At 64.2% G+C, this 20,333-nt stretch carries 19 protein-coding genes; 9 read left to right on the forward strand and 10 right to left on the reverse strand.

All coding sequences use genetic code 11. From position 1 onward, the window contains the following. Complete coding sequence (locus BMX85_RS21450; protein WP_090323466.1) at window positions 1–3,129, forward strand: efflux RND transporter permease subunit; 3,129 nt, start codon at window positions 1–3, stop codon at window positions 3,127–3,129. A 93-nt stretch (window positions 3,130–3,222) separates the two neighbouring features. On the opposite strand, the gene BMX85_RS21455 is transcribed toward BMX85_RS21450, so the two are convergent. From BMX85_RS21455 to BMX85_RS21480, 6 genes are all read right to left on the reverse strand, one after another. Further along, entirely contained in the window at window positions 3,223–3,405 is a 183-nt protein-coding gene (locus BMX85_RS21455) for a hypothetical protein (protein ID WP_090323469.1), read from the reverse strand. Window positions 3,406–3,475: 70 nt separating this feature from the next. Next, on the reverse strand, window positions 3,476–4,381 hold the full coding sequence (gene xerD / locus BMX85_RS21460) for a site-specific tyrosine recombinase XerD (RefSeq protein ID WP_090323471.1): 906 nt from the start codon (window positions 4,379–4,381) through the stop codon (window positions 3,476–3,478). Further along, a complete protein-coding gene (locus BMX85_RS21465; protein ID WP_229210606.1) occupies window positions 4,357–4,812 on the reverse strand; it encodes a methylated-DNA--[protein]-cysteine S-methyltransferase in 456 nt (151 codons plus the stop codon). Before BMX85_RS21465 ends, xerD begins: the two co-directional genes overlap by 25 nt. Before the next feature lie 529 nt (window positions 4,813–5,341). Then, window positions 5,342–6,622 carry a TRAP transporter large permease gene (locus BMX85_RS21470; protein WP_090323473.1) on the reverse strand — a complete coding sequence of 427 codons (1,281 nt, stop codon included), beginning with the start codon at window positions 6,620–6,622 and terminating at the stop codon, window positions 5,342–5,344. Then, window positions 6,619–7,188 (reverse strand): TRAP transporter small permease, encoded by a 570-nt coding sequence (locus BMX85_RS21475; protein WP_090323475.1) that lies wholly within the window; start codon window positions 7,186–7,188, stop codon window positions 6,619–6,621. Before BMX85_RS21475 ends, BMX85_RS21470 begins: the two co-directional genes overlap by 4 nt. 61 nt (window positions 7,189–7,249) lie before the next feature. Next, complete coding sequence (locus BMX85_RS21480; protein ID WP_090323476.1) at window positions 7,250–8,236, reverse strand: TRAP transporter substrate-binding protein; 987 nt, start codon at window positions 8,234–8,236, stop codon at window positions 7,250–7,252. A 129-nt stretch (window positions 8,237–8,365) separates the two neighbouring features. On the opposite strand from BMX85_RS21480, the gene BMX85_RS21485 reads away from it, so the two are divergent. From BMX85_RS21485 to BMX85_RS30215, 4 genes are all read left to right on the forward strand, one after another. Then, window positions 8,366–10,393, forward strand: a complete 2,028-nt coding sequence (locus BMX85_RS21485; RefSeq protein WP_090323479.1) for a PAS domain S-box protein — start codon at window positions 8,366–8,368, stop codon at window positions 10,391–10,393. Between the two features lie 3 nt (window positions 10,394–10,396). Then, the gene (locus BMX85_RS21490; protein WP_090323482.1) at window positions 10,397–10,984 is read left to right on the forward strand and encodes a response regulator transcription factor; all 588 of its coding nucleotides are present in this window, start codon (window positions 10,397–10,399) and stop codon (window positions 10,982–10,984) included. A gap of 64 nt (window positions 10,985–11,048) precedes the next feature. Beyond that, on the forward strand, window positions 11,049–11,333 hold the full coding sequence (locus BMX85_RS31600; RefSeq protein WP_090323485.1) for a BrnT family toxin: 285 nt from the start codon (window positions 11,049–11,051) through the stop codon (window positions 11,331–11,333). Further along, window positions 11,284–11,490, forward strand: a complete 207-nt coding sequence (locus BMX85_RS30215; RefSeq protein WP_143068045.1) for a hypothetical protein — start codon at window positions 11,284–11,286, stop codon at window positions 11,488–11,490. The genes BMX85_RS31600 and BMX85_RS30215 overlap by 50 nt, the downstream gene beginning before the upstream one ends. Window positions 11,491–11,496: 6 nt before the next feature. Here the strand turns inward: BMX85_RS30215 and BMX85_RS21500 are convergent, their stop codons facing one another. Next, entirely contained in the window at window positions 11,497–13,254 is a 1,758-nt protein-coding gene (locus tag BMX85_RS21500; protein ID WP_090323487.1) for a DUF885 domain-containing protein, read from the reverse strand. A 67-nt stretch (window positions 13,255–13,321) separates the two neighbouring features. After that, window positions 13,322–14,479 (reverse strand): tRNA epoxyqueuosine(34) reductase QueG, encoded by a 1,158-nt coding sequence (gene queG, locus BMX85_RS21505; protein ID WP_090323490.1) that lies wholly within the window; start codon window positions 14,477–14,479, stop codon window positions 13,322–13,324. Between the two features lie 81 nt (window positions 14,480–14,560). On the opposite strand from queG, the gene tsaE reads away from it, so the two are divergent. From tsaE to BMX85_RS21520, 3 genes are read left to right on the forward strand one after another with little or no spacing between them, the layout of a single operon-like run. Continuing rightward, the gene (gene tsaE / locus BMX85_RS21510; protein ID WP_090323884.1) at window positions 14,561–15,046 is read left to right on the forward strand and encodes a tRNA (adenosine(37)-N6)-threonylcarbamoyltransferase complex ATPase subunit type 1 TsaE; all 486 of its coding nucleotides are present in this window, start codon (window positions 14,561–14,563) and stop codon (window positions 15,044–15,046) included. Then, entirely contained in the window at window positions 15,010–16,503 is a 1,494-nt protein-coding gene (locus tag BMX85_RS21515; protein WP_090323493.1) for an N-acetylmuramoyl-L-alanine amidase, read from the forward strand. Before tsaE ends, BMX85_RS21515 begins: the two co-directional genes overlap by 37 nt. A 41-nt stretch (window positions 16,504–16,544) precedes the next feature. Then, window positions 16,545–17,387: a D-hexose-6-phosphate mutarotase gene (locus BMX85_RS21520; RefSeq protein ID WP_090323495.1), complete on the forward strand. Its 843-nt coding sequence runs from the start codon at window positions 16,545–16,547 to the stop codon at window positions 17,385–17,387. 10 nt (window positions 17,388–17,397) lie between these two features. Here BMX85_RS21520 and BMX85_RS21525 read toward each other — a convergent pair whose 3' ends face one another. Continuing rightward, entirely contained in the window at window positions 17,398–18,423 is a 1,026-nt protein-coding gene (locus tag BMX85_RS21525; RefSeq protein WP_373923990.1) for a carbonic anhydrase, read from the reverse strand. 183 nt (window positions 18,424–18,606) lie between these two features. Next, window positions 18,607–19,251 carry a VTT domain-containing protein gene (locus BMX85_RS21530; RefSeq protein WP_090323500.1) on the reverse strand — a complete coding sequence of 215 codons (645 nt, stop codon included), beginning with the start codon at window positions 19,249–19,251 and terminating at the stop codon, window positions 18,607–18,609. A 137-nt stretch (window positions 19,252–19,388) separates the two neighbouring features. Here BMX85_RS21530 and BMX85_RS21535 point away from each other — a divergent pair, with 137 nt between their 5' ends. Continuing rightward, window positions 19,389–20,330, forward strand: coding sequence for a peptidylprolyl isomerase (locus tag BMX85_RS21535; RefSeq protein ID WP_090323503.1), 942 nt, complete (start codon window positions 19,389–19,391; stop codon window positions 20,328–20,330). The last annotated feature ends 3 nt before the right edge of the window (window positions 20,331–20,333 follow it).

The following is a 20,333-nucleotide window of genomic DNA, read 5'->3' on the forward strand; positions in this document are numbered from 1 at the left end:
ATGTGGATCACTAAAACCAGTATCCAGAACCCGGTGTTCGCCACCATGGTGATGGTGGCGCTCGTGGTGCTGGGCATGTTCTCGTACCGCGAACTGGGCATGGAGGCCATGCCCAATGTCGACATTCCCGGCGCGATGATCGAAGTCAATTATCCGGGCGCGTCGCCCGAAGCGGTCGAAAACGACATCACGCGGCCGATCGAGGAAGTGGTCAACACCGTCAGCGGCATCAAGACCTTGCGCGCCAACTCGTGGGAGGGCCGCGCCGGCGTCTACGTCGACTTCGAGCTGTCGACCAATATGGACAAGGCGATGCAGGACATCCGCGACAAGGTGGCGCTGGTGCGTCCGCGCTTCCCCAAGGAAGCGAAGGACCCGTTCATCGTCCGCTTCGAAGGCGAAAACAGCCAGCCGATCGCACAGATCGGCCTGACCGCCACCGCCCACACCCTGCGCGAACTGTCGACCATGGCCGACCAGGTCATCGGCAAGCGCTTCCAGGGCGTAGCCGGCGTCGGCCAGGTGCGCCTGAACGGCATGGCCGCGCGCCAGATCCTGATCAGCCTGCGTCCCAACGACCTGACCGCGCAAGCGATCGGCGTCGACGAAGTCATCGCCGCGATCCAGGCCACCAACACCAACCTGCCGGCCGGCTCGATCAGCTTCGCCGGCAACGAGCAACTGGTGCGCGTCGAAAACAAGATGAAGGAGGCGCGCGACTTCAACAAGATCATCGTCGCCCGCCGCGCCAACGGCCCGGTCTACCTGGAACAGGTGGCCACGGTGATCGACGGCGCCCAGGAGGAGATGTCGGTCTCGCGCCTGAACGGCCAGCGCGCCGTCACCATCGACATCACCAAGGTGCAGGACGCCAACGTGGTCGAGGTCGGCACGCGTGTCCAGAAGGTGGTCGCCGAGCTGCAAAAATCGCTGCCGTCCGACATCACCTTGACCCTGCTCAACGACGAATCGGTCAAGGTGAAAAGCCAGCTCGACAACGTCAAGCGCACCATCATCGAGGGCGCCGTGCTGACGATGGTCATCGTGTTCTTCTTCCTGCACTCGTGGCGCTCGACCATCATCACCGGGCTGACGTTGCCGATTTCGGTCATGGCCAGCTTCATCGCGATGAAGGTGTTCGGCTTCACCTTGAACTTCCTGACGCTGATGGCGCTGTCGCTGTGCATCGGCCTGCTGATCGACGACGCCATCGTGGTGCGCGAGAACATCGTGCGCCACCTGGGCATGGGCAAGAACCACCGCAAGGCGGCCGAGGACGGCACCAACGAGATCGGCCTGGCCGTCATGGCCACCACCTTCGCCATCGTCGCCGTGTTCATTCCGGTGGCCTTCATGCAGGGCATCATCGGCCGCTTCTTCCTGCAATTCGGCATCACCGTGGCGGTGGCGGTGATGGTGTCGCTGTTCGTCAGCTTCACGCTCGACCCGATGCTGTCGTCGGTGTGGCCCGATCCGGTCAAGGACCGCTTCAAGTACGTGCCGTGGCTGGGCCGCCTGATGCATTGGCTTGAAGGCGGCGTCGACCGGCTGCACGTGGTGTACGGCAAAATCCTGGGCCTGGCGCTGCGCTGGCGCAAGCTGACCCTGGCGTTCGCCTTCGCGCTGTTCGCGGGCAGCCTGATGCTGGTGCCGATGATCGGCGGCGAGATGATGCCGGAGCAGGACAACGGCTGGGTCAACCTGCAAATGAAAACGCCGGTCGGTTCCAGCCTGGAATACAGCGACAACAAGGTGCAACAGGTCGAGGCGGCGCTCAAGGAGTTCCCCGAGATCGCCAGCGTCATCGCCGTGGTCGGCACCGACGAGGGCCGCAACGTCTCGCGCATCGACATGAAGCTGGTCGACCGCATGACCCACAAGCGGCCATCGCAAAAAGTCATGGAAGGCAAGATCCGCGAACGCCTGGGCAAGATCGCCGGCATCACGATGTCGGTCGGCTGGAAGCCGATCTTCATCGCCATCCTCGGCACCGACGAGGGCAAGCTCGACACCGTGGCGCACCGCCTGATGGACAAGATGCGTCCGATCAAGGGGCTGGTCGACCTGGAGTACAGCCAGGAAGGCGCCAACCCGTCGACCACGGTCAAGATCAACAACGAGCTGGCCAGCGACCTGGGCCTGACGGTGCAGCAGATCGGCACCGCGCTGCGCCCGTTCGTGGCCGGCGACACCACCAGCCACTTCCTCGCCTCCGACGGCCAGAACTACGACGTCAACGTGCAGCTGCCCAAGTCGGGCCGGCAAAAGGTGGCCGACCTGGCCGACCTGTCGCTGGCGTCGAGCAAGCTGGGGCCGGACGGCCGGCCGGTGATGGTGCCGCTGCGCCAGGTGGTCGACTTCGTGCCGTCGTTCAGCCCGCAGGTGCTCAAGCGCCAGGCACTGCAGCGCCGGGTGGCGATCTACGCCAATACCTCGGGTCGTCCCGGCGGCGACGTCGACGGCGACGTGCGCAAGGCGATGAAGGAGATCGATTTGCCGGACGGCGTGCGCTTCGACGTCGGCGGCGACGCCGAAAGGATGGAAGAGACCATGACGGCGGCCATCATCGCGCTGGCCATCGCGGTGATCTTCATCTATCTGGTGCTGGCGTCGCAGTTCGGCAGCTTCCTGCAGCCGGTGGCGATCATGATGTCCTTGCCGCTGTCGCTGATCGGCGTGCTGGTGGCGCTGCTGGCGACCGGCAGCACCTTGAACATCTTCTCGGTGATCGGTTTCATCATGCTGATGGGGCTGGTGACCAAGAACGCGATCTTGCTGGTGGACTTCACCAACCAGGCGCAGCGCGAGGGCATGGGGCAGTTCGAGGCCATCATGAGCGCCGGCCAGGTGCGGCTGCGGCCGATCTTGATGACGACCTTGGCGATGGTGTTCGGCATGTTGCCGATGGCGATAGGCCTGGGCGAAGGCGGCGAGACGCAGGCGCCGATGGGCCGCGCGGTGATCGGCGGGGTGATCACATCGACCATTTTGACGCTGGTGGTGGTGCCTGTGGCGTACACGTACCTGGACAACCTGGGCAAACGCTGCGTGCGGTATTTCAAGCGCAGGCAGCATGAGGAGCACAAGGAAACCGTCGAGCACCTGCACGCTGTTCGTAGGGCGGATTAGCGCGCAGCGCGTAATCGGCCACGCGCCGCCGACGGCTCATGCATGGCCGATTACGCTACGCTAATCCGCCCTACGTGGAACCGTGGCCGAGCTTTATTCCTTAGCGGGCTCGGCGCTGGGCTCACCGCCCTCTTCGTCGTCCTCAAGCAATTCGCCCTCCTGGGCCAGGCCCGGATTGGCCTTGAGCTCGGCCTTGCGCCGGGCTTTTTCATCCGCTTTTTTCTTCTTTTCCAGCTCGCGCTGACGTTTTTCGTACTGGAAGTTTGTCTTCGCCATTTGCTACCTCTTCTCTATCCGGTTGATTACCTGCTCACATTATGACGCAGATACGGCCGATGCAAGTTTTTCAGCCTCGGGGATGATGTTGCGCATGCAGATGTTTCAGGCGTTCCCTTGCCACATGGGTGTAGATTTGCGTGGTCGAGATGTCCGAATGACCAAGCAATAACTGCACCACGCGCAGATCGGCACCATGGTTGAGCAGATGCGTGGCGAACGCATGCCGCAACGTGTGTGGCGACAATGGCGCCGTGATGCCCGCCTTCAACGCATGTTTTTTGATCACGACCCAGAACATCTGCCGCGTCATCGGGCCGCCGCGTCCGGTGACGAACAGCGCGTCGTCGACCTGGCCGTTGAGGATCACACCCCGCGCGTCCTTGACATAGCGCTCGATCCACACCCTGGCCTGCTGGCCGAACGGCACCAGCCGCGTTTTGGCGCCCTTGCCGGTGACGCGCAGCACGCCGTCGTTCAGGCTCAGCTCCAGCATCTTCAGGTCGACCAGCTCCGACACCCGCAGGCCGCTGGCGTACATCAGCTCCAGCATGGTGCGCTCGCGCAGGCCCAGCGGCGTGTTGACGTCGGGCGCCGCCAGCAGGGCCTCAACTTGAATTTCGCTCAAGGTGTGGACGAAGCGGTGCGGCTGCTTGGCCGATACCAGTTTCAGGCTGGGATCGTCGGTGATGCGGCGCTGGCGCAGCAGCAACTGGTAGAAGCGCCTGATCACCGACAGCCGCCGGTTGGACGAGGTGGCCTTGCCGCTATCCTCGTGGCGCGCGGCGATGTAGCCCTGGATGTCGTGCGTGGCCACGGCCGCCAGCCCGGCCACGTTGGGCCGCTGCGACTCCAGCCAGCGGGCGAACAGGCGCATGTCGCGCCGGTAGGCTTCCAGCGTGTTTTTCGACAGGCCGTCCTCCAGCCACAGGCTGTCGCAGAATTCGTCGATCAGAGCAGTGTTGTCTGTTGCCATGCGTACTCGCTCGAACCTTCGTGGGCCAGCAGCCAGCGCTTGATGCCCAGCAGGTAGCCGTTGGGATCGTCGCTGTTGGCAAAGCCGCCCAGGCCGGCGGCGGAGGTGACGCGGTGGCACGGCACCACGATCGGGAACCAGTTGGCGCCGCAGGCCTGCCCCACCGCGCGCGGCGCCGAACCGATGTGCCTGGCCAGCTCGCCGTAGGTGCGCACGCTGCCGCGCGGGATCGAGCTGATCGCGCCCCACACCGTCTTCTGGAAGTCGGTGCCGGCCTGCTTGAGCGGCAGGTCGAAGCGGTAATCCGCATCCTCGCAGTATGCTTGTAGTTGGGCAACTGCCGTCGCGGCCGCCGGGTCGCCGGCGTCCTTTGCATCAAAATGGGGCGGCAGGTAACACAGCTCGGTGATCAGACCACTTGCGGTCCGCACTCCGATTTTCCCGAATGGCAATTCCACGATGGCCGAAAAAATTTCACGCTGCTGTTGTATATTCGTCACAGTTGATGCACCAAAAAAGGTCTCCGTTAATGCCAGCCGTTTTTCGCAACGCACCATCATGTTGCGCGCCCGCGACAACCTTTTGTGCCGGAAGTCGCGGAAGTGGCACGGCGGCGGGGTGTAGGGTTACGCGCCACGCCCGCATTGTAAAACGGCGGACGAAAAAAAACGCACCTGAAGGTGCGTTTTTAAACCTGCTTCACGTTCCCGGTCGTTTGCGTGTCCCCGTAGCGCGCTTGTGGCGGCCTGCAGCGACTATCACAACGACATTCTGTAAAACGTGTGTCTCCTCGATCGATTGCCGGTATTAAGTACCGTTTCTATCACACTCCCCACCTACAATTCCTTGCCCTTGCTACCGAAACAAATTTGCTTATTCGGGAACCCCTGAGAGCGACGCCATCATAACGCATCTTTTTCGGTTTTTCCCGTTTTTTTCAGGTTGCAGCGCAGCGTTACTTTAAGAGTAAATTAAATTCGGGAGCCACAAAGAAATTTGTGGTACATATGTGACCAAGATCAAGAAGCCCAGCATTGTTAACAGCCATGGCCAGACGGCAACAGTCAGTTCGGTGATGCCCATCTTGGTGATGCCCGACGCCACGTACAGGTTCAGGCCCACCGGCGGATGGCACATGCCCACTTCCATGTTGACCACGATCAAGATTCCGAAGTGCACGGGATCGATGCCCAGCTTCATCGCCACCGGGAACAGGATGGGCGCCATGATCAGCACGATCGAGGACGGTTCCATCACGTTGCCCGCCAACAGCAGCAGGATATTGGTCACCAGCAGGAAGGTGATCACGCCCAGGCCTTGTCCGGTGATCCACTCGGCCATCGCCTGCGGGATGTTCTCGCTGGTCATCAGGAACGAGAACAAAATCGCGTTGGTGATGATGTAGAGCAGCATCGCCGACATCGCCGCCGAATCCAGCAGGACCTTGCCCACCTGCGAGAGCTTCAAATCCTTATAGACGAACACGGCGATGATGAACGCGTACACCGCCGCCATCGCCGCCGCTTCGGTCGGCGTGAACGTGCCGGTGTAGATGCCGCCCATGACGATGACGATCAGCAGCAGGCCCCATGCGCTCTTGCGGAAGGTCGACCAGCGCTCGCCCCAGCCGGCCTTGGCCATGCGCGGATAGCCGTGCTTGCGCGCCAGATACCAGGTGGTCAGGCCGAGGAAGAACGCCAGCATGATGCCCGGCACCACGCCGGCCATGAACAGCTTGCCGACCGAGGTGTTGGTGGTGACCGAATACATCACCATCACGATCGACGGCGGGATCAGGATGCCCAGCGCGCCCGAGGTCGTGATGACGCCGGCGCCGAACGCCTTCGGATAGCCCTGGCGCACCATGGCCGGCAGGATGATCGAACCGATCGCCACCACGGTGGCCGGCGACGAGCCGGACACCGCCGCGAACAGCGCGCAGGCGAGCACGCCGGCCAGGGCCAGGCCGCCGTGCCAGTGGCCGACCATCGAGCTGGCGAAGTTGATCATGCGCCGCGCGACGCCGCCATGGGTCAGGAAGTTGCCCGCCAAAATGAAGAACGGGATGGCCATGATCTCGAATTTCTCGATGCCGGTGAACAGCTTGAGGGCCACCGTATCGATCGGCACCTCGGTCATGGTGAACAGGAAGGTCAGCACCGTCAGGCCGAGCGAGATGGAGATCGGCATGCCGGTCAACATCAGCGCCAGCAGCAGCACGAAGATAATCAGGGCGTTCATGCGTTGGCTCCTTTTTCAGCCTTCAATTCGTCGTCCAGGCCCTCGACATGCGAGTGGTCGTGCTTGGGCAGTTCGCCGGTCTTGACGAAGGCCACCAGCACCTGCAGGAAGCGGAAGCACATCAGGTAGGAGCCGAGCGGCACGGCCAGGTAGACGATCCACATCGGCAGTTCAAGGTCGGCCGAAGTCTGGTCGGTCTGCGCCATGTGGTGGACGAAGTTGGCGCCCAGGGTGCCGATGATGCCGGTGAACAGCGCGCCGGCCAGCAGGCCGAAGACGACGAATTTATTGCGCCAGGGTGTGCTCATGCGGTTGATGATGACGTCGACGCCGACGTGGATGCCGGTGCGCACGCCGTAGGCCGCGCCGAACTTGGCCATCCAGACGAACATATAGATACAGGCTTCCTGCGCCCAGCTGGTATTGAGTTGTATCAGGTAGTCCTGCAGGCCGGGAATCGGCAGCCCGGACAGGTATCGGTGGACCACCGATACGAAGATCAGAACGGTCGCCGCGCCCATCAGGGTCGCGATGATCCATTCTTCGAGTTTATCGAGGAATTTCATGGAGGGATCCTTCAGTGAGGAATGGAGGACGGGGCGGCGAGCGCCGCCCCGTCAGGCAGGCTTATTTTGCCGCTTCTTTGTTGATGGCCGAGATCAGGTCTTTACCGATCCGGCTTTCCATCGATTGCTGTACCGGCAGCAGGGCCTTGCGCCACTCCGCCTGTTCTTTCACGCTCAAGGTGTAGATCTCGGTCTTGCCGGTCTTCTTGATCGCTTCGAGCGCCAGATCGTTGTCGCGCTGGGCGATGGCTTTCTCGAACGTGGTCGCTTCCTTCATCGCCTTGTCGAGCGCGGTGCGGATGTCCGGCGGCAGGCCGTCCCAGAACTTCTTGTTGACGATGACGGCGTAGCCCAGGTAGCCGTGGTTGGACACGGTCACGTACTTCTGCACTTCATGCATCTTCTGGGTGTACATGTTCGACGGCGGATTCTCGGTGCCGTCGACCACGCCGGTCTGCAGCGCTTGATACACTTCCGAGAACGCCAGCACCTGCGGGTTGGCGCCCAGCGCGCGCATCTGCGCGTCCAGCACCTTGGACGACTGGATGCGCAGCTTCAGGCCTTTGAAGTCGGCCGGCACGCGCAGCGGCTTGTTGGCCGACATGACCTTGAAGCCGTTGTCCCAGAACGCCAGGCCGGTGATGCCCTTCGGTTCCAGCTTCTTCATCAGGCCCTTGCCGATTTCGCCTTCGGTGACGTTGTACAGCGCGGTCTTGGACGGGAAGATGAACGGCAGGTCGAACGCTTCGAATTCCTTCACGCCCAGCGGGCCGAACTTGGCCAGCGACGGCGCCAGCATCTGCACGGCGCCCAGCTGCAGCGCTTCGAGTTCTTCCTTGTCCTTGTACAGCTGGCTGTTCGGATAGACCTCGACCTTGACGCGGCCGTTGGTGGCCTTTTCGGCAAGTTGCTTGAACCGTTCGGCAGCCTGGCCCTTGGGGGTATCGGTGGCCACCACGTGGCTGAATTTAATGACGATAGGAGCTTGCGCGTAGGCGTTAAAGCTCAATGCTGCGCTCAGCACGAGCAATGCGTGTTTCAATTTCATGAAGTCTCCAGAGGGGTGTGAAAGTACACTATTATTGTAGTTTGATAGATTCTTCAGGACAACGTCGCATTGTTCAATTGTGGAAAACCACAATGACCGTTTTTTGCCAACGCTATACCCTGAGCGCCCATGACAACCCCGCATTCCCAGCCGCTTGCAGCCCGCCGACCCAGCGCGAACTCGACGCTGCGCTGGGTTTTGCCGATCGTGCTGGTGTTGTTTTTTCTAGCAATTTTAATTTGGCTGCCGTGGCAGGCGCGCCAAATGGAGAGCAACGAACGCCAGGAACAACTGATCGCCGACACGCTGTGGGTTGAGCAAACGATACGCTTTCAATTGGGCAGGGACGAGGAAAGCCTGGCCGGCCTGGCGCAGGAGATCGGCCTCGGCCGTCTGACGCCGGAACAGGGCCACGACCGGCTCGGCCGCGTGCTCAAGAACGGCAAGGAGCTGCTGCGGGTGGTCTGGCTGCGGCCGGACGGCTCGCTGGTCGCCACCAGCGATCCGCAGGCCGCGCCGGTGGTGCTGACGGCCGCCTCGCGCGCGACGATGGAGCTGACCCGCAAGACCCGCAACCCGATGTACACGCAGCCCGAGGTGCAAGCCGCCAATCCCGCGGCCGCCCCGTCCGAAGTGCTGATGGATTACCACGTGCCGCTGTTCAGCGGCGCCAACTACCTGGGCGACCTGGTCGCCACCTATAAAACCAGCGCCCTGCTCGACGAAATGGTGCCGTGGTGGTTCGCGCAGGACAACCAGGTCACCCTGGTCGACCGCGACGACAAGGTGCTGGCGCGGCGCGCGGCGGCCGGTCCGGGCCACGGCGTCTACACCCACAAGCGCGCGCTCGACCTGCCGGGCGCCTCGGTGCGGCTGGTGACGGACAGCGTCAAGAGCGCGCCCAAGCTGCTGCCCAATTTGCTGGTCGGCTCGGTCATCGTGCTCTCGCTCGGATTGTTATGGAGCCTGGTGGCGCTGTGGGGCCACATCTCGCGCCGCCTGGCCGCCGAGGGCGCGCTGCGCCAGCAGATGTCGTTCCGCACCGCGATGGAGAACTCGCTGGTGACCGGCCTGCGCGCGCGCGACCTCGAAGGCCGCATCACCTACGTCAATCCGGCCTTCTGCCAGATCGTCGGCTACCCGGCCGAGGACATCGTCGGCCGGCTGCCGCCGATGCCGTACTGGGCGCCGGAGGCCATGGAGGAATACCAGACCCGCTTCGCCTCGGTCCTGGCGGGCAAGGTCACGCCGCAGTTCGAGACCTTCTTCCAGCGTCCGGACGGCCAGCGCGTGCCGGTGCTGGTGTTCGAGGCGCCGCTGGTGGACAACCACGGCAAACAGACCGGCTGGATGGGCTCCATCCTCGACATCTCGGACCGCAAGCGCGTGGAGGAACTGAACCGCCAGCAGGAGGAAAAGCTGCAGGCCAGCGCGCGCCTGGCGACGATGGGCGAAATCGCCTCGATGCTGGCGCATGAACTGAACCAGCCGCTGGCCGCCATCTCCAGCTACACCACCGGCGCGCTCAATGTCTTGGGACGCGCGCAGGACAAGGGCGACGCGGTCGACGCCGGGCTGCTCAAACCCGCGCTGGAACAGGCCAGCGCGCAGGCGCAGCGGGCCGGCCAGATCATCCGCAGCGTGCACGAATTCGTCAAGAAGCGCGAGCCGCTGCGCCAGTCGGTCGGCATCCAGTCGCTGCTCGACGGCATCCAGGCGCTGATCGAACTGCAGGCGCGCCAAAGCTACGTTTCGTACCAGACCAACATCCCCCCGGACCTGCCGGCGGTGCTGGCCGACCGCGTGATGATCGAGCAGGTGCTGCTGAACCTGACCCGCAACGCCATCGAGGCGATGCAGCACATTCCGCCACAGCGGCGCGTGCTCAACGTGGTGGCGGAGTATGATGCGGCCAGCGCGCAGGTGAGCGTGGCGGTGATCGACCAGGGCCACGGTATTCCCGACGAGGTGGCGCAGCGCCTGTTCTCGCCTTTCTTCTCGACCAAGGCCGAGGGCATGGGCATGGGATTGAACATCTGCCGGACTGCGATAGAATTCCACGGCGGCTCGCTCGCCTACAGCCCCAATCCGCAAGGCGGAACCATATTTACGTTCGTGCTGCCGGCGGTGACGGTGGCGACGGAACAGGAGAACTGACAAATGCTGCACATCGTCGATGACGAAGCGGTCGTACGCGACTCGCTGACCTGGCTGGCCACTTCGCGCGGGATAGCGTCGCGCGCCTACGAGGGCGCGCTGCAGTTCCTGCAGCAGGTGGAGCTGGGCGAATTCGACGCCGACGGCGACTGCCTGCTGCTCGACGTGCGCATGCCGGACATGAACGGCGTGGCGGTGTTCGACCAGCTGGCCGCGCGCGGGCTGACGCAGCGCATGCCGGTGATTTTCCTGACGGGCCACGGCGACGTGCCGATGGCGGTCGATACGTTGAAGCGCGGCGCCTTCGATTTCTTCGAGAAGCCGTTCAACGACAACCAGCTGATGGACCGTGTGCAGGAAGGCCTGGCCGGCTCGCGCAAAGCCGGCGAGATGGCGGTGGTGCACGCGCGCCTGGCCACCTTGTCGATGCGCGAGCGCGAGGTGCTCGATTTGATCCTGGCCGGAAAAATGAACAAGGTGGTGGCCGACCAGCTGGGCATCAGCATGCGCACGGTCGAGGTGCACCGCGCGCATATCTTCGACAAGATGCAGGTCAAGACGGCGGTCGAGCTGGCCGGGTTGCTGAAATAAAACAGCATCGCTGCGCTTGATTTCCATCATATCGCCTCCTACCATGGAGTGACATGATCGTCCGATGATCACATGGGACGAAAACAAACGGAAAAAAAACTTACGGAAACACGGCATCGATTTTGCCGATCTGGAAGCCGTTTTTGACTACCCAATACTGTCCGATGAGGACAGCGACGCCGGTCAAGATGAAATGCGAATAAAAAGTCTGTGCCTGTTTCGCGGTGACGTTGTCGTTATTATCTGGACACCACGTCCCGACAACGCACGCATTATTTCTTGCAGATACGGTGACAAACATGAAACGCAAGAGTATTTTGGAAACCTATTTCACCCAGGAACAAATTGACGCGGCAATCGCCAGGGCGCCCGATCGGGTTGACGATCCGGATTCGCCTTACGATCCAAATGATGAAGCAGCGGTAAAGGCCTACTGGTCTAAGGCCAAGATCACGCTGCCCGGCGAACACCCGTTTCAAAAAACGCCCAAGAAAACGGGCACCTGAAGCGTATCACCCCTTCTGCGTGGCGATCCACTCGTCCACAACCTTCTCCAGCACCGACAGCGGCACATCGCCCGTCTGCAGCACCGTGTTGTGGAACGCCTTGATCGAGAACTTGTCACCCAGCGCCTTTTCCGCCTTCGCGCGCAGGTCGAGGATGCGGAGCATGCCGATCTTGTACGCGCACGCCTGCCCCGGCATCACCACGTAACGCTCCACCTCCGACGCCGGAATGCCGTAGTCGATGCCCTGCTGGCGCGTCCATTTCATCGCGTGCAGGCCGGTGTCGACCACCAGCCGCTTGGCGCGGAACAGCTCCGCGTCGAGCTGCCCCAGGCGTCCCACCGTATCGCCGTCATACCACTTGTTCTCAGCCGCCAGCTGCTCCGCATACAGCGCCCAGCCCTCGACATACGCCGAACCGGAACCGAACACGCGGTCGCGGCGATAGCGCGGCAGCCCGTTATTTTCCTGTTGCAGCGCGATCTGGAAGTGATGGCCCGGCACCGCCTCGTGGTACACCAGGGTGCGCATGCCGACGATGCGGAAGTCCGGCCCCGGCATCGGCGCCCAGAACACGCCCGGCAGCGTGCCGTCCTTGGCCGGCGCGGAATAATGCGCGGCGGCCGTCTTCTCCGTGAACGCCGGTTCGCGCTTGACCACCACCGGCGCTTTCGGGGTGACGTCGAACAAATCCTTGGCGCGCGCCTCGGCGTCGCGCATCAACGCGTCATAGCGCGCCAGCATCGCCGGACGCGGATCGGCCTCCTTGGGCTGCGAATCGGCTTCCAGCTTGACCATGCGCTCCTTGATGCCGCCATCCTTGTAACCCAGCGACACCAGCAAGCCATCCATCTCCTTCTCGATGCGCGCCACTTCCTTCAGGCCGATGTCGTGGATCTGCTGCGGCGTGTAGTCGGTGGTGGTCATGCGGCGCAGCGCCAGCGCGTAGGCCTTGTCGCCGTTCGGCAGGCGCCACAGGCCGGCGTCGGCGGTGGTGCGCGGCAGTTGTTCCTTCAGCAGCGTGCGCGTGCGTTCGAACGCCGGCAGGATGGCCTGCTTGACGGTCGCCGTGGCCTCCGCCGTGAACTTGGCCTGCTGCTCCGGCGAGACGTCCTTCAACGCCGCCATCCGCTGCGCCAGCGAGGCGACCAGCACGTTCTTGTCGGCGCCGCCGTCGAGGAAGCGGTCCAACTGCCCGATCGACGATTGCGTGATAAAGGTCGGCATCAGGAAGCCACGGCTGGCGGCGCCCTGCGCCCGCGCGATGCCGGTGTCGATCTTGCCGGCGACGGACTTCAGGCGCGCCAGATAGTTTTCGACGTCGCGCTGGTCGCGGATCGGATGCTGCTGCGACAGGAAGTTCACGATCTGCACATGCAGGCCGGTGAACTGATTGAACACGAACTGGTGGTCCTCGAACGCCACCGCGTCGACCGCGCCCTGCAGGTTCCACGCGATGGCGGCGGCGCTGGCGCGCTGCTGCGGCGTCAACGCCTTCTGATCGATCGCCTCCAACTGCTTCAGCGCGGCCTTGGCCTTGGCCACTTCGGCCTTGCGGTACTCCGGCGTGTTCGGCGTCAGCGCGCGGTCCAACTGGTCTTGCTCCTTGCCGCTGAAGTACTGCTTCTGCGTGGCCTGTTCCGGGTCGCTGCGCACCTTGGCGTCGGCGACCTTGTCGGCCCATGCGTCGAAGCTGGCCGCCTGCGCGGCGAGGGAGAAGGAGGCGCCGGCGAGCAGCGCTATGAACCTGGTTGAAGTTTGCATGGGCATCGGTCTTTTAAAGGAAAATAACCGCATGAGTGTAGCCCAATCGGGCCACGCAAACCAGCGCTCAGGCTTGGGTCGCGGCGCCTTCGGCATGGCACGCCAGCGCCCACTCGACATGCTCGCGCACCAGCGCCGACGGGTGCTCCAGACGCGCCGTCAGCGCGGCGACGATGGCCGCGTCGCCCGCCGCGCCGGCCGCCGCCGCGTTGCCCAGGCCGACGGCCAGGTTGCGCAGCCAGCGTTCATGGCCGATGCGGCGTATCGGGCTGCCCTCCATCTTGCGGTTGAATTCCTCCTCGCTCCAGCCGAACAGCTCGACCATCGAGGCGCTCCCCAGTCCATGCCGCTCGTCGAAATCGGGCAGCACCGCGCGCTGCGCGAACTTGTTCCACGGGCAGGCGGTCTGGCAGTCGTCGCAGCCGTACACGCGGTTGCCGATCAACGGCCGCAGCTCGGTCGGAATCGCGCTTTTCAGTTCGATCGTCAGGTAGGACACGCAGCGCCGGGCGTCGAGCCGGCCCGGCCCCAGGATCGCCTGCGTCGGGCAGATGTCGATGCACGCCGAGCACTGGCCGCAATGGGCGCCGGTGGGCGGATCGACCGGCAGCGGCAAATCGACCAGGAATTCGCCCATGAAGAACATCGAGCCGGCGGTGCGGCTCAGCAGCAAAGTATGCTTGCCGCGCCAGCCCAGCCCCGCCTTCTCGGCCAGCGGCAGCTCCATCAGCGGCGCCGAATCGGTGAACACGCGGTAGCCGAAGTCGCCGATTTCCGCCTTGACCTTGTCGGCCAGTTGCTGCAGCCGCGCGCGCAGCACCTTGTGGTAATCCCTGCCGCGCGCGTAGACCGAGATGACGGCGGCGCCGGGATCGGCCAGCCGGCGCCGTTCGCGCTCGCGCCAGTCGCCGCCTTGGTCGGCCTGCGGGCCCGCGCCCGGGACGGCCTCGGCGCCGGTTTCAGCCTCCCTCGGCAGGTAGTTCATGCGCGCGCTGATCACGCGCACCGTGCCGGGCACCAGTTCGGCCGGGCGCGCGCGCATCATGCCGTGGGCGGCCATGTAGTCCATTTCACCATGCATGCCGGCGTCCAGCCACGCCCGCAGGCCCGCCTCGGCGTGACTGAGGTCGATGTCGGTGATGCGGATTTCGGCGAAGCCCAGTTCCACGCCCCAGCGCTTGATGCTGAGGGCGAGTTCGGCTAGATTGGATTCAGGCAAGGACATCGGTGGCTTATCGGGGTACACCCTGCAAGGACGCGGGCGGTTACAATGGCTGGCGATTCAACCAACATGACATTCTATTCGATGCAGCACTTCACAGCCCATCTCCACGACGAAGCCGCGACCGCCGCACTGGGCTCGGCCCTGGCGCGCGCGCTGGCGCCGGGCCTGACGATCTACCTGCACGGCGACCTGGGGGCCGGCAAGACCGCCCTCACCCGCGCCCTGCTGCACGCGGCGGGCCACGCCGGCACCGTCAAAAGCCCGACCTACACGTTGTCGGAACCATATCGAATCGACCTCGGCGGCCGCGCCGTGGGCGTGATCCATTTCGACCTGTACCGCATGGGCAGCCCCGAGGAATTCCTCGACGCCGGCTTCCGTGAAGACTTCAACGGGGACAACATCTGCATCGTCGAATGGCCTGAAAAGGCCGACCGCGTGCTGCCACCGCCCGATATCGACCTGTACCTGACCGTGGCCGGCAACGGCCGTGATGTAGAATTGCAGGCGTCCACCGCCCTGGGTAACTCATGCCTTCAAAGCCTCAAATTCGCTCCCAACATGTGAGCGCGGAGTCCACTCCGGCCGTCTCGCGGCGCACCGTCCTGAAGGCCGGCGCCACCCTGATGCTGTCGGTGACCTCGCTCGCCGCGCCGCTGCGCGCCGACGCCGCGCAAATCCTCGCCGTGCGCGTGTGGCCGGCCGACGACTACACCCGCGTCACGCTGGAGAACGACGCGGTTTTGAAGGCCACCCACTTCATCGTCAAGGACCCGGAGCGCATGGTGGTCGACATCGAAGGGCTGGAGCTCAATCCGACGCTCAAAAGCCTGGTCGCCAAGATCCAGTCCAACGACCCGTACATCAAGCAGGTGCGCGTGGGCCAGAACCGGCCCAACGTGGTGCGCCTGGTGTTCGACCTGAAGGAAGAGGTGCGGCCGCAGGTGTTCACCCTGCCGCCGGCCGGCAACTACAAGGACCGGCTGATCTTCGACCTGTATCCCGTCAAGGAGGCCGACCCGATCGCCGCGATGATCGAAAAGGGCAACTGGTCCAACGACGGCAAACCGCCGTCCGGATCGTCGTCGGCCGCCACCGGCAGCACGCCGAAAGGCGACATGCCGCCGCTCAAACCGGGCGAAGCGGAGATGGCCGCCAACGCGCCGACGCCAAGGGAGCAGCTCGAAGCGCTCAAGCCGGACATGAAGGCCGAGCCGCGCGCCGAACTGCGCGACCAGGTCAAAACCGCCGAGGCGCAGGCCAAGGCCGCCGACAAGGCCGATAGATCCGACAAGGCCGACAAGAACAACGTGGTGCGGATGATCACCATCGCGCTCGATCCCGGCCACGGCGGCGAAGACCCCGGCGCCTCCGGCAAGAACGGCAGCAAGGAAAAAGACATCGTGCTCGCCATCGCCAAGCGCCTCAAGGCCAAGCTGGAGGAAGCGCCCAACATGCGCGTGATGCTCACGCGCGACGGCGACTACTTCGTCCCGCTGGGCAAACGGGTGGAAAAGGCGCGCAAGGTGCAGGCCGACCTGTTCGTGTCGATCCACGCGGACGCCTTCGTGCAGCCGTCCGCGCGCGGCTCGTCGGTGTTCGTGCTGTCGGAAAAAGGCGCCAGCTCGACCGCGGCGCGCTGGCTGGCGGACAAGGAAAACCAGGCCGACACCATCGGTGGCGTCAACGTCAAGAACCACGACCGCCAGCTGGCCAGCGTGCTGTTCGACCTGTCCACCACGGCGCAGATCAACGACAGCCTGAAGCTGGGCAAATCGGTGCTGGGCGAGATCGGCGGCATCAACCGCCTGCACAAAGGCTCGGTCGAGCAGGCCGGCTTCGCCGTGCTCAAGGCGCCCGACATTCCGTCCATTCTGATCGAGACGGCCTTCATCTCCAATCCGGAGGAAGAGGCCAAGCTGCTCGACGACGGCTACCAGAACCAGATGGCCAACGCCATCGTCAAAGGCATACGGCGCTATTTCGCCAAGAATCCGCCGCTGGCCAAGAACCGGCTGACCTGAACCCGGCCAATCAACCAACGCATTCACTTCACGGAAGAACCATGGCTGTAGTTACGATGACAGAATACGGCGCCCTGCCGGCGGTGCAAATCACCGCCGCCGATGGCGCGCGGGCGACGGTGTCGCTGTTTGGCGCCCATCTGCTGTCCTGGAAAACCGGCGACGGCAAGGAGCGCCTGTTCGTCAGTTCGCAAACGCCGCTCGACGGCAGCAAGGCGATACGCGGCGGCGTGCCGGTCATCTTCCCGCAGTTTAATGTGCGCGGCCCCGGCCTGCGCCACGGCTTCGCCCGCGTCAGCACCTGGCGCCTGACCGACAGCGGCGGCGACGGCGGCCATTCGTTCCTGGAGTTCAGCCTCGATCAGGACGACCTGGCAGCGGAGCACGCGCAGGCGTGGCCGCACGCCTTCGCGCTGACCTTGCGCTTCACCTTGCACGGCGACGCGCTCGACGCCGAGTTCACGGTCCGCAACAGCGGCGCGCAAGCCTTCCCGTTCGGCGTGGCGCTGCACACCTATTACGACGTCGGCCACCTGAGCGCGACCAGCATCAGCGGCCTGCAGCACCAGCAGTACACCGACCACCATCTGAACACGGCCACGCAGGAGCATCCGGCGCTGCACTTCACCGAGAAGCACGACCGGCTGTACCAATCGACGCCGTCGCTGACCTTGAACACGGCCAACGCCACCATGAGGCTGGAGCAGCAGGGTTTCAGCGAATGGGTGGTGTGGAATCCGGGCCAGGCCGATGCGGCCGCGCTGGTCGACCTGGCCGACGACGAGTACCTGCGCTTCGTCTGCATCGAGCCGGCGCGCGTGGACCAGCGGGCGCTGGAAGCCGGCGCCGCCTGGACCGGCAAGCACCGCATCTGCGCCGACTGACCCGGCTCGCTTAGTTCGATTCCTTGACGATGCGGCCGGAACCCGGCTGGACCGGCCGCGCGTTCAGCGGATAGAGGCGGCTGAACAGCGCCAGCTGGGCCGGCGAGGCCTGGACCGGCTCCTTCATCACCAGCCACAGCACGCCCTCCTGGCAGGGCGGCGTCGTCATCGATCCCATGAAGGTGAAGTAATCGCGCCGCGCCGGCAGCAGGTCCATCGGATCGAGCACCACCGACGGCGCCAGCGTCTCCAGTTTTTCCAGCGGCAGGTTGTTCCACACCGTCTGGATCACCGGCTGCGGCTTGCCGCGCTCGAGCAGCAGCGCCAGCATGGCGATGCGCCCCTCGACGTCCTTGTGCACCAGGTGCACCACCATCTCGTAGCCCTTGCCGTTGATGCGCTCCTCCGACGGCCGGTGGAAATGGAACTGGACCAGTTCATACATCCGGTTCTGCACCGTGAGGAAATTGCCGCCGCCGACCATCACCTGCACCGTGTGGCCGTTGTCGGTCACGTTGAACGTCGACGGGTGGTAGTCGAAGCTGATCTGCTCCAGTTCGACCTTCATGCCGTCGCGGATATCGATCGGCGACTGGCGGTTGCCGCTGCCGCACTTGGACCACGCGGGATTGATCTTGCCCCAGTTGGCGGGGCCGGTCTCGCCCTCGTAGGACCAGGTGTTGCTGAAGAATTTGGGCGCCGCCGGCGGTGGCGCGGCGGCGGCCACCACGGCCGCCTTCCTGGCCTTGGCGGCGGCGGCGGCCCGCGCCTGCTGGTTGGCGCGCATGATGGCCAGGCGGGCGGCGATCTTGGCCGACAGCTCGGCCTCGGCGTCGCCCTCGGCCGGCTTGCGCACCGGCGACGACGCGCCGGCGGCGCTGGCGGCGCCCGCGGCCGAAGCGCCCACCGCGCCGGCGCGCGCGCCTGCCCCACCGGCGATCGGGGATTTCGCCGACGGCGAAACGGACGGATCGGTTGCGGCGCCGGCGGTCGTGACGACGCAGCAGCAGGCAATCAGGGTGAGCAGGGAGGGCACGGTACGCATGAGTTTCCAGAGTAAAAGAATTACATACTGGTTTACGGATGCATTTGGGCAAAACTTGAGACGCGCCGACGTTGGCGGGGAGAATTATTTTGGGGGGAGTCGGTAAAGCGGCACGCCGCGCGGGTCGCGCGGCGTGCTTGCCAGCAGGAAGCGAGGCGGGAGGCGGGATGTGGCTTAGCGGCCCATCACGCGGCGGCCCAGCTTCCAGGCGCCGCCGAGCAACATCGGCACCACGGCCACGCCGACACCGACCATGACGATCTCGGTCAGGTGGTCGCGCACCAGCGGGATGTTGCCGAAGAAGTAGCCGGCGGTGGTCAGCAGCACCACCCACAGCACCGCGCCGGTGATGTTATACAGCTGGAAGCGCGTATGGGTCATGTCGGACACGCCGGCCACGAACGGCGCGAAGGTGCGCACCACGGGCACGAAACGCGCCAGCACGATGGTCTTGCCGCCGTGCTTTTCGAAGAACTCGTGCGTCTTGCGCAGCGCGTCCTTGTTGAGCCAGCGGTAATCGTGGGTGAACACCTTCTGGCCGATGGCCTCGCCGATCCAGTAATTGAGCGTGTTGCCGGTGACCGCCGCCGTAATCAGCAGGAACATCAGCAGCGCAAGGTTCATCTCGCCCACCGCGCACAGCGCGCCGGCGATGAACAACAGTGTGTCACCTGGGAAGAAAAACAGCACCACCAGGCCAGTTTCGCAGAAAATAATGGCAAACAACACGGCGTAAACCAGGGTGCCGTATTGTTGAATGATCACTTCCAATGTTTTGTCGACATGAAGGATCATGTCAAAGAATTGCATAAAATCCATATTCTTCCCATAAAGTGTGCGCCGGAATCATACACCACCAATGCCGCGAAAGGTCGAAGTTTCCAGCCCCTCCCAACCAGTTTACAATCGTCCGCGTGCCCGCAGCAAGCGGATACGCCTAACCAAGGAGATTCTGGATGTCCCTGACCGCCGTTCTACGTGCTTGTACCTATGCCGCGCCGCTGACCACCGCCGCCGCGCTGGCCGCGCTGACCTCCATGGCCTCGGCCGCCGACCTGCCGGCCAGGCCGAGCGCCGGCGACCTGGTCAAACAATCCCAAGCCGCCGACTGGCGTCCGCTGGACCCGAACAACACCCTGTACATGGAGTTGCCGGCCGGGCGGGTGGTGATCGAGCTGGCGCCCGACTTCGCGCCCCGCAGCATCGCCAACCTCAAGACCCTGGTCGGCGAAAAGTACTTCGACGGCCTGGCCGTGCTGCGCTCGCAGGACAACTACGTGGCGCAGTGGGGCGATCCCGACGCCGAAACCAAACCCAGGCCGCTCGGCGCCGCCAAAGCCAAGGTGGCGGCGGAATTCACCGTCCCCATGGCCAACGATAAGCATTTTGTGCGCCAGATGGACTTCGACGGCTACGCGCCGCAGATCGGCCACTCCAACGGCTTCCCGGTCGGACGCGATCCGAAGACCAAAACCACCTGGCTGGCGCACTGCTACGGCATGGTCGGCATCGGCCGCGACAACGACACCGACAGCGGCAGCGGCGCGGAGCTGTACGCGGTCAACGGCCACGCGCCGCGCCACCTGGACCGCAACGTGACGGTCATCGGACGGGTGGTGTCGGGCATGGCGCTGCTGGCGACGCAGCCGCGCGGCGGCGAGGCGATGGGCTTCTATGGTGCGAACGAGGCCAGGACGGCGATCAAATCGGTGCGTCTGGCGGCCGACGTGCCCGAGGCCGAGCGCAGCAACCTGGAGGTGATGCGCAGCGAGGCGCCGATTTACAAGCGGGTGATCGAGGCGCAGCGCAATCGCGGCGGGCCATGGAACAAGTTCTCGCCCAATTACGTGGAGCTGTGCAACGCGCCGATACCGGTGCGCGAGCGCCCGGCGTTATAATCG

Source organism: Duganella sp. CF517, assembly GCF_900110275.1.
In the GTDB taxonomy this organism is placed as follows: Bacteria; Pseudomonadota; Gammaproteobacteria; order Burkholderiales; family Burkholderiaceae_D; genus Rugamonas.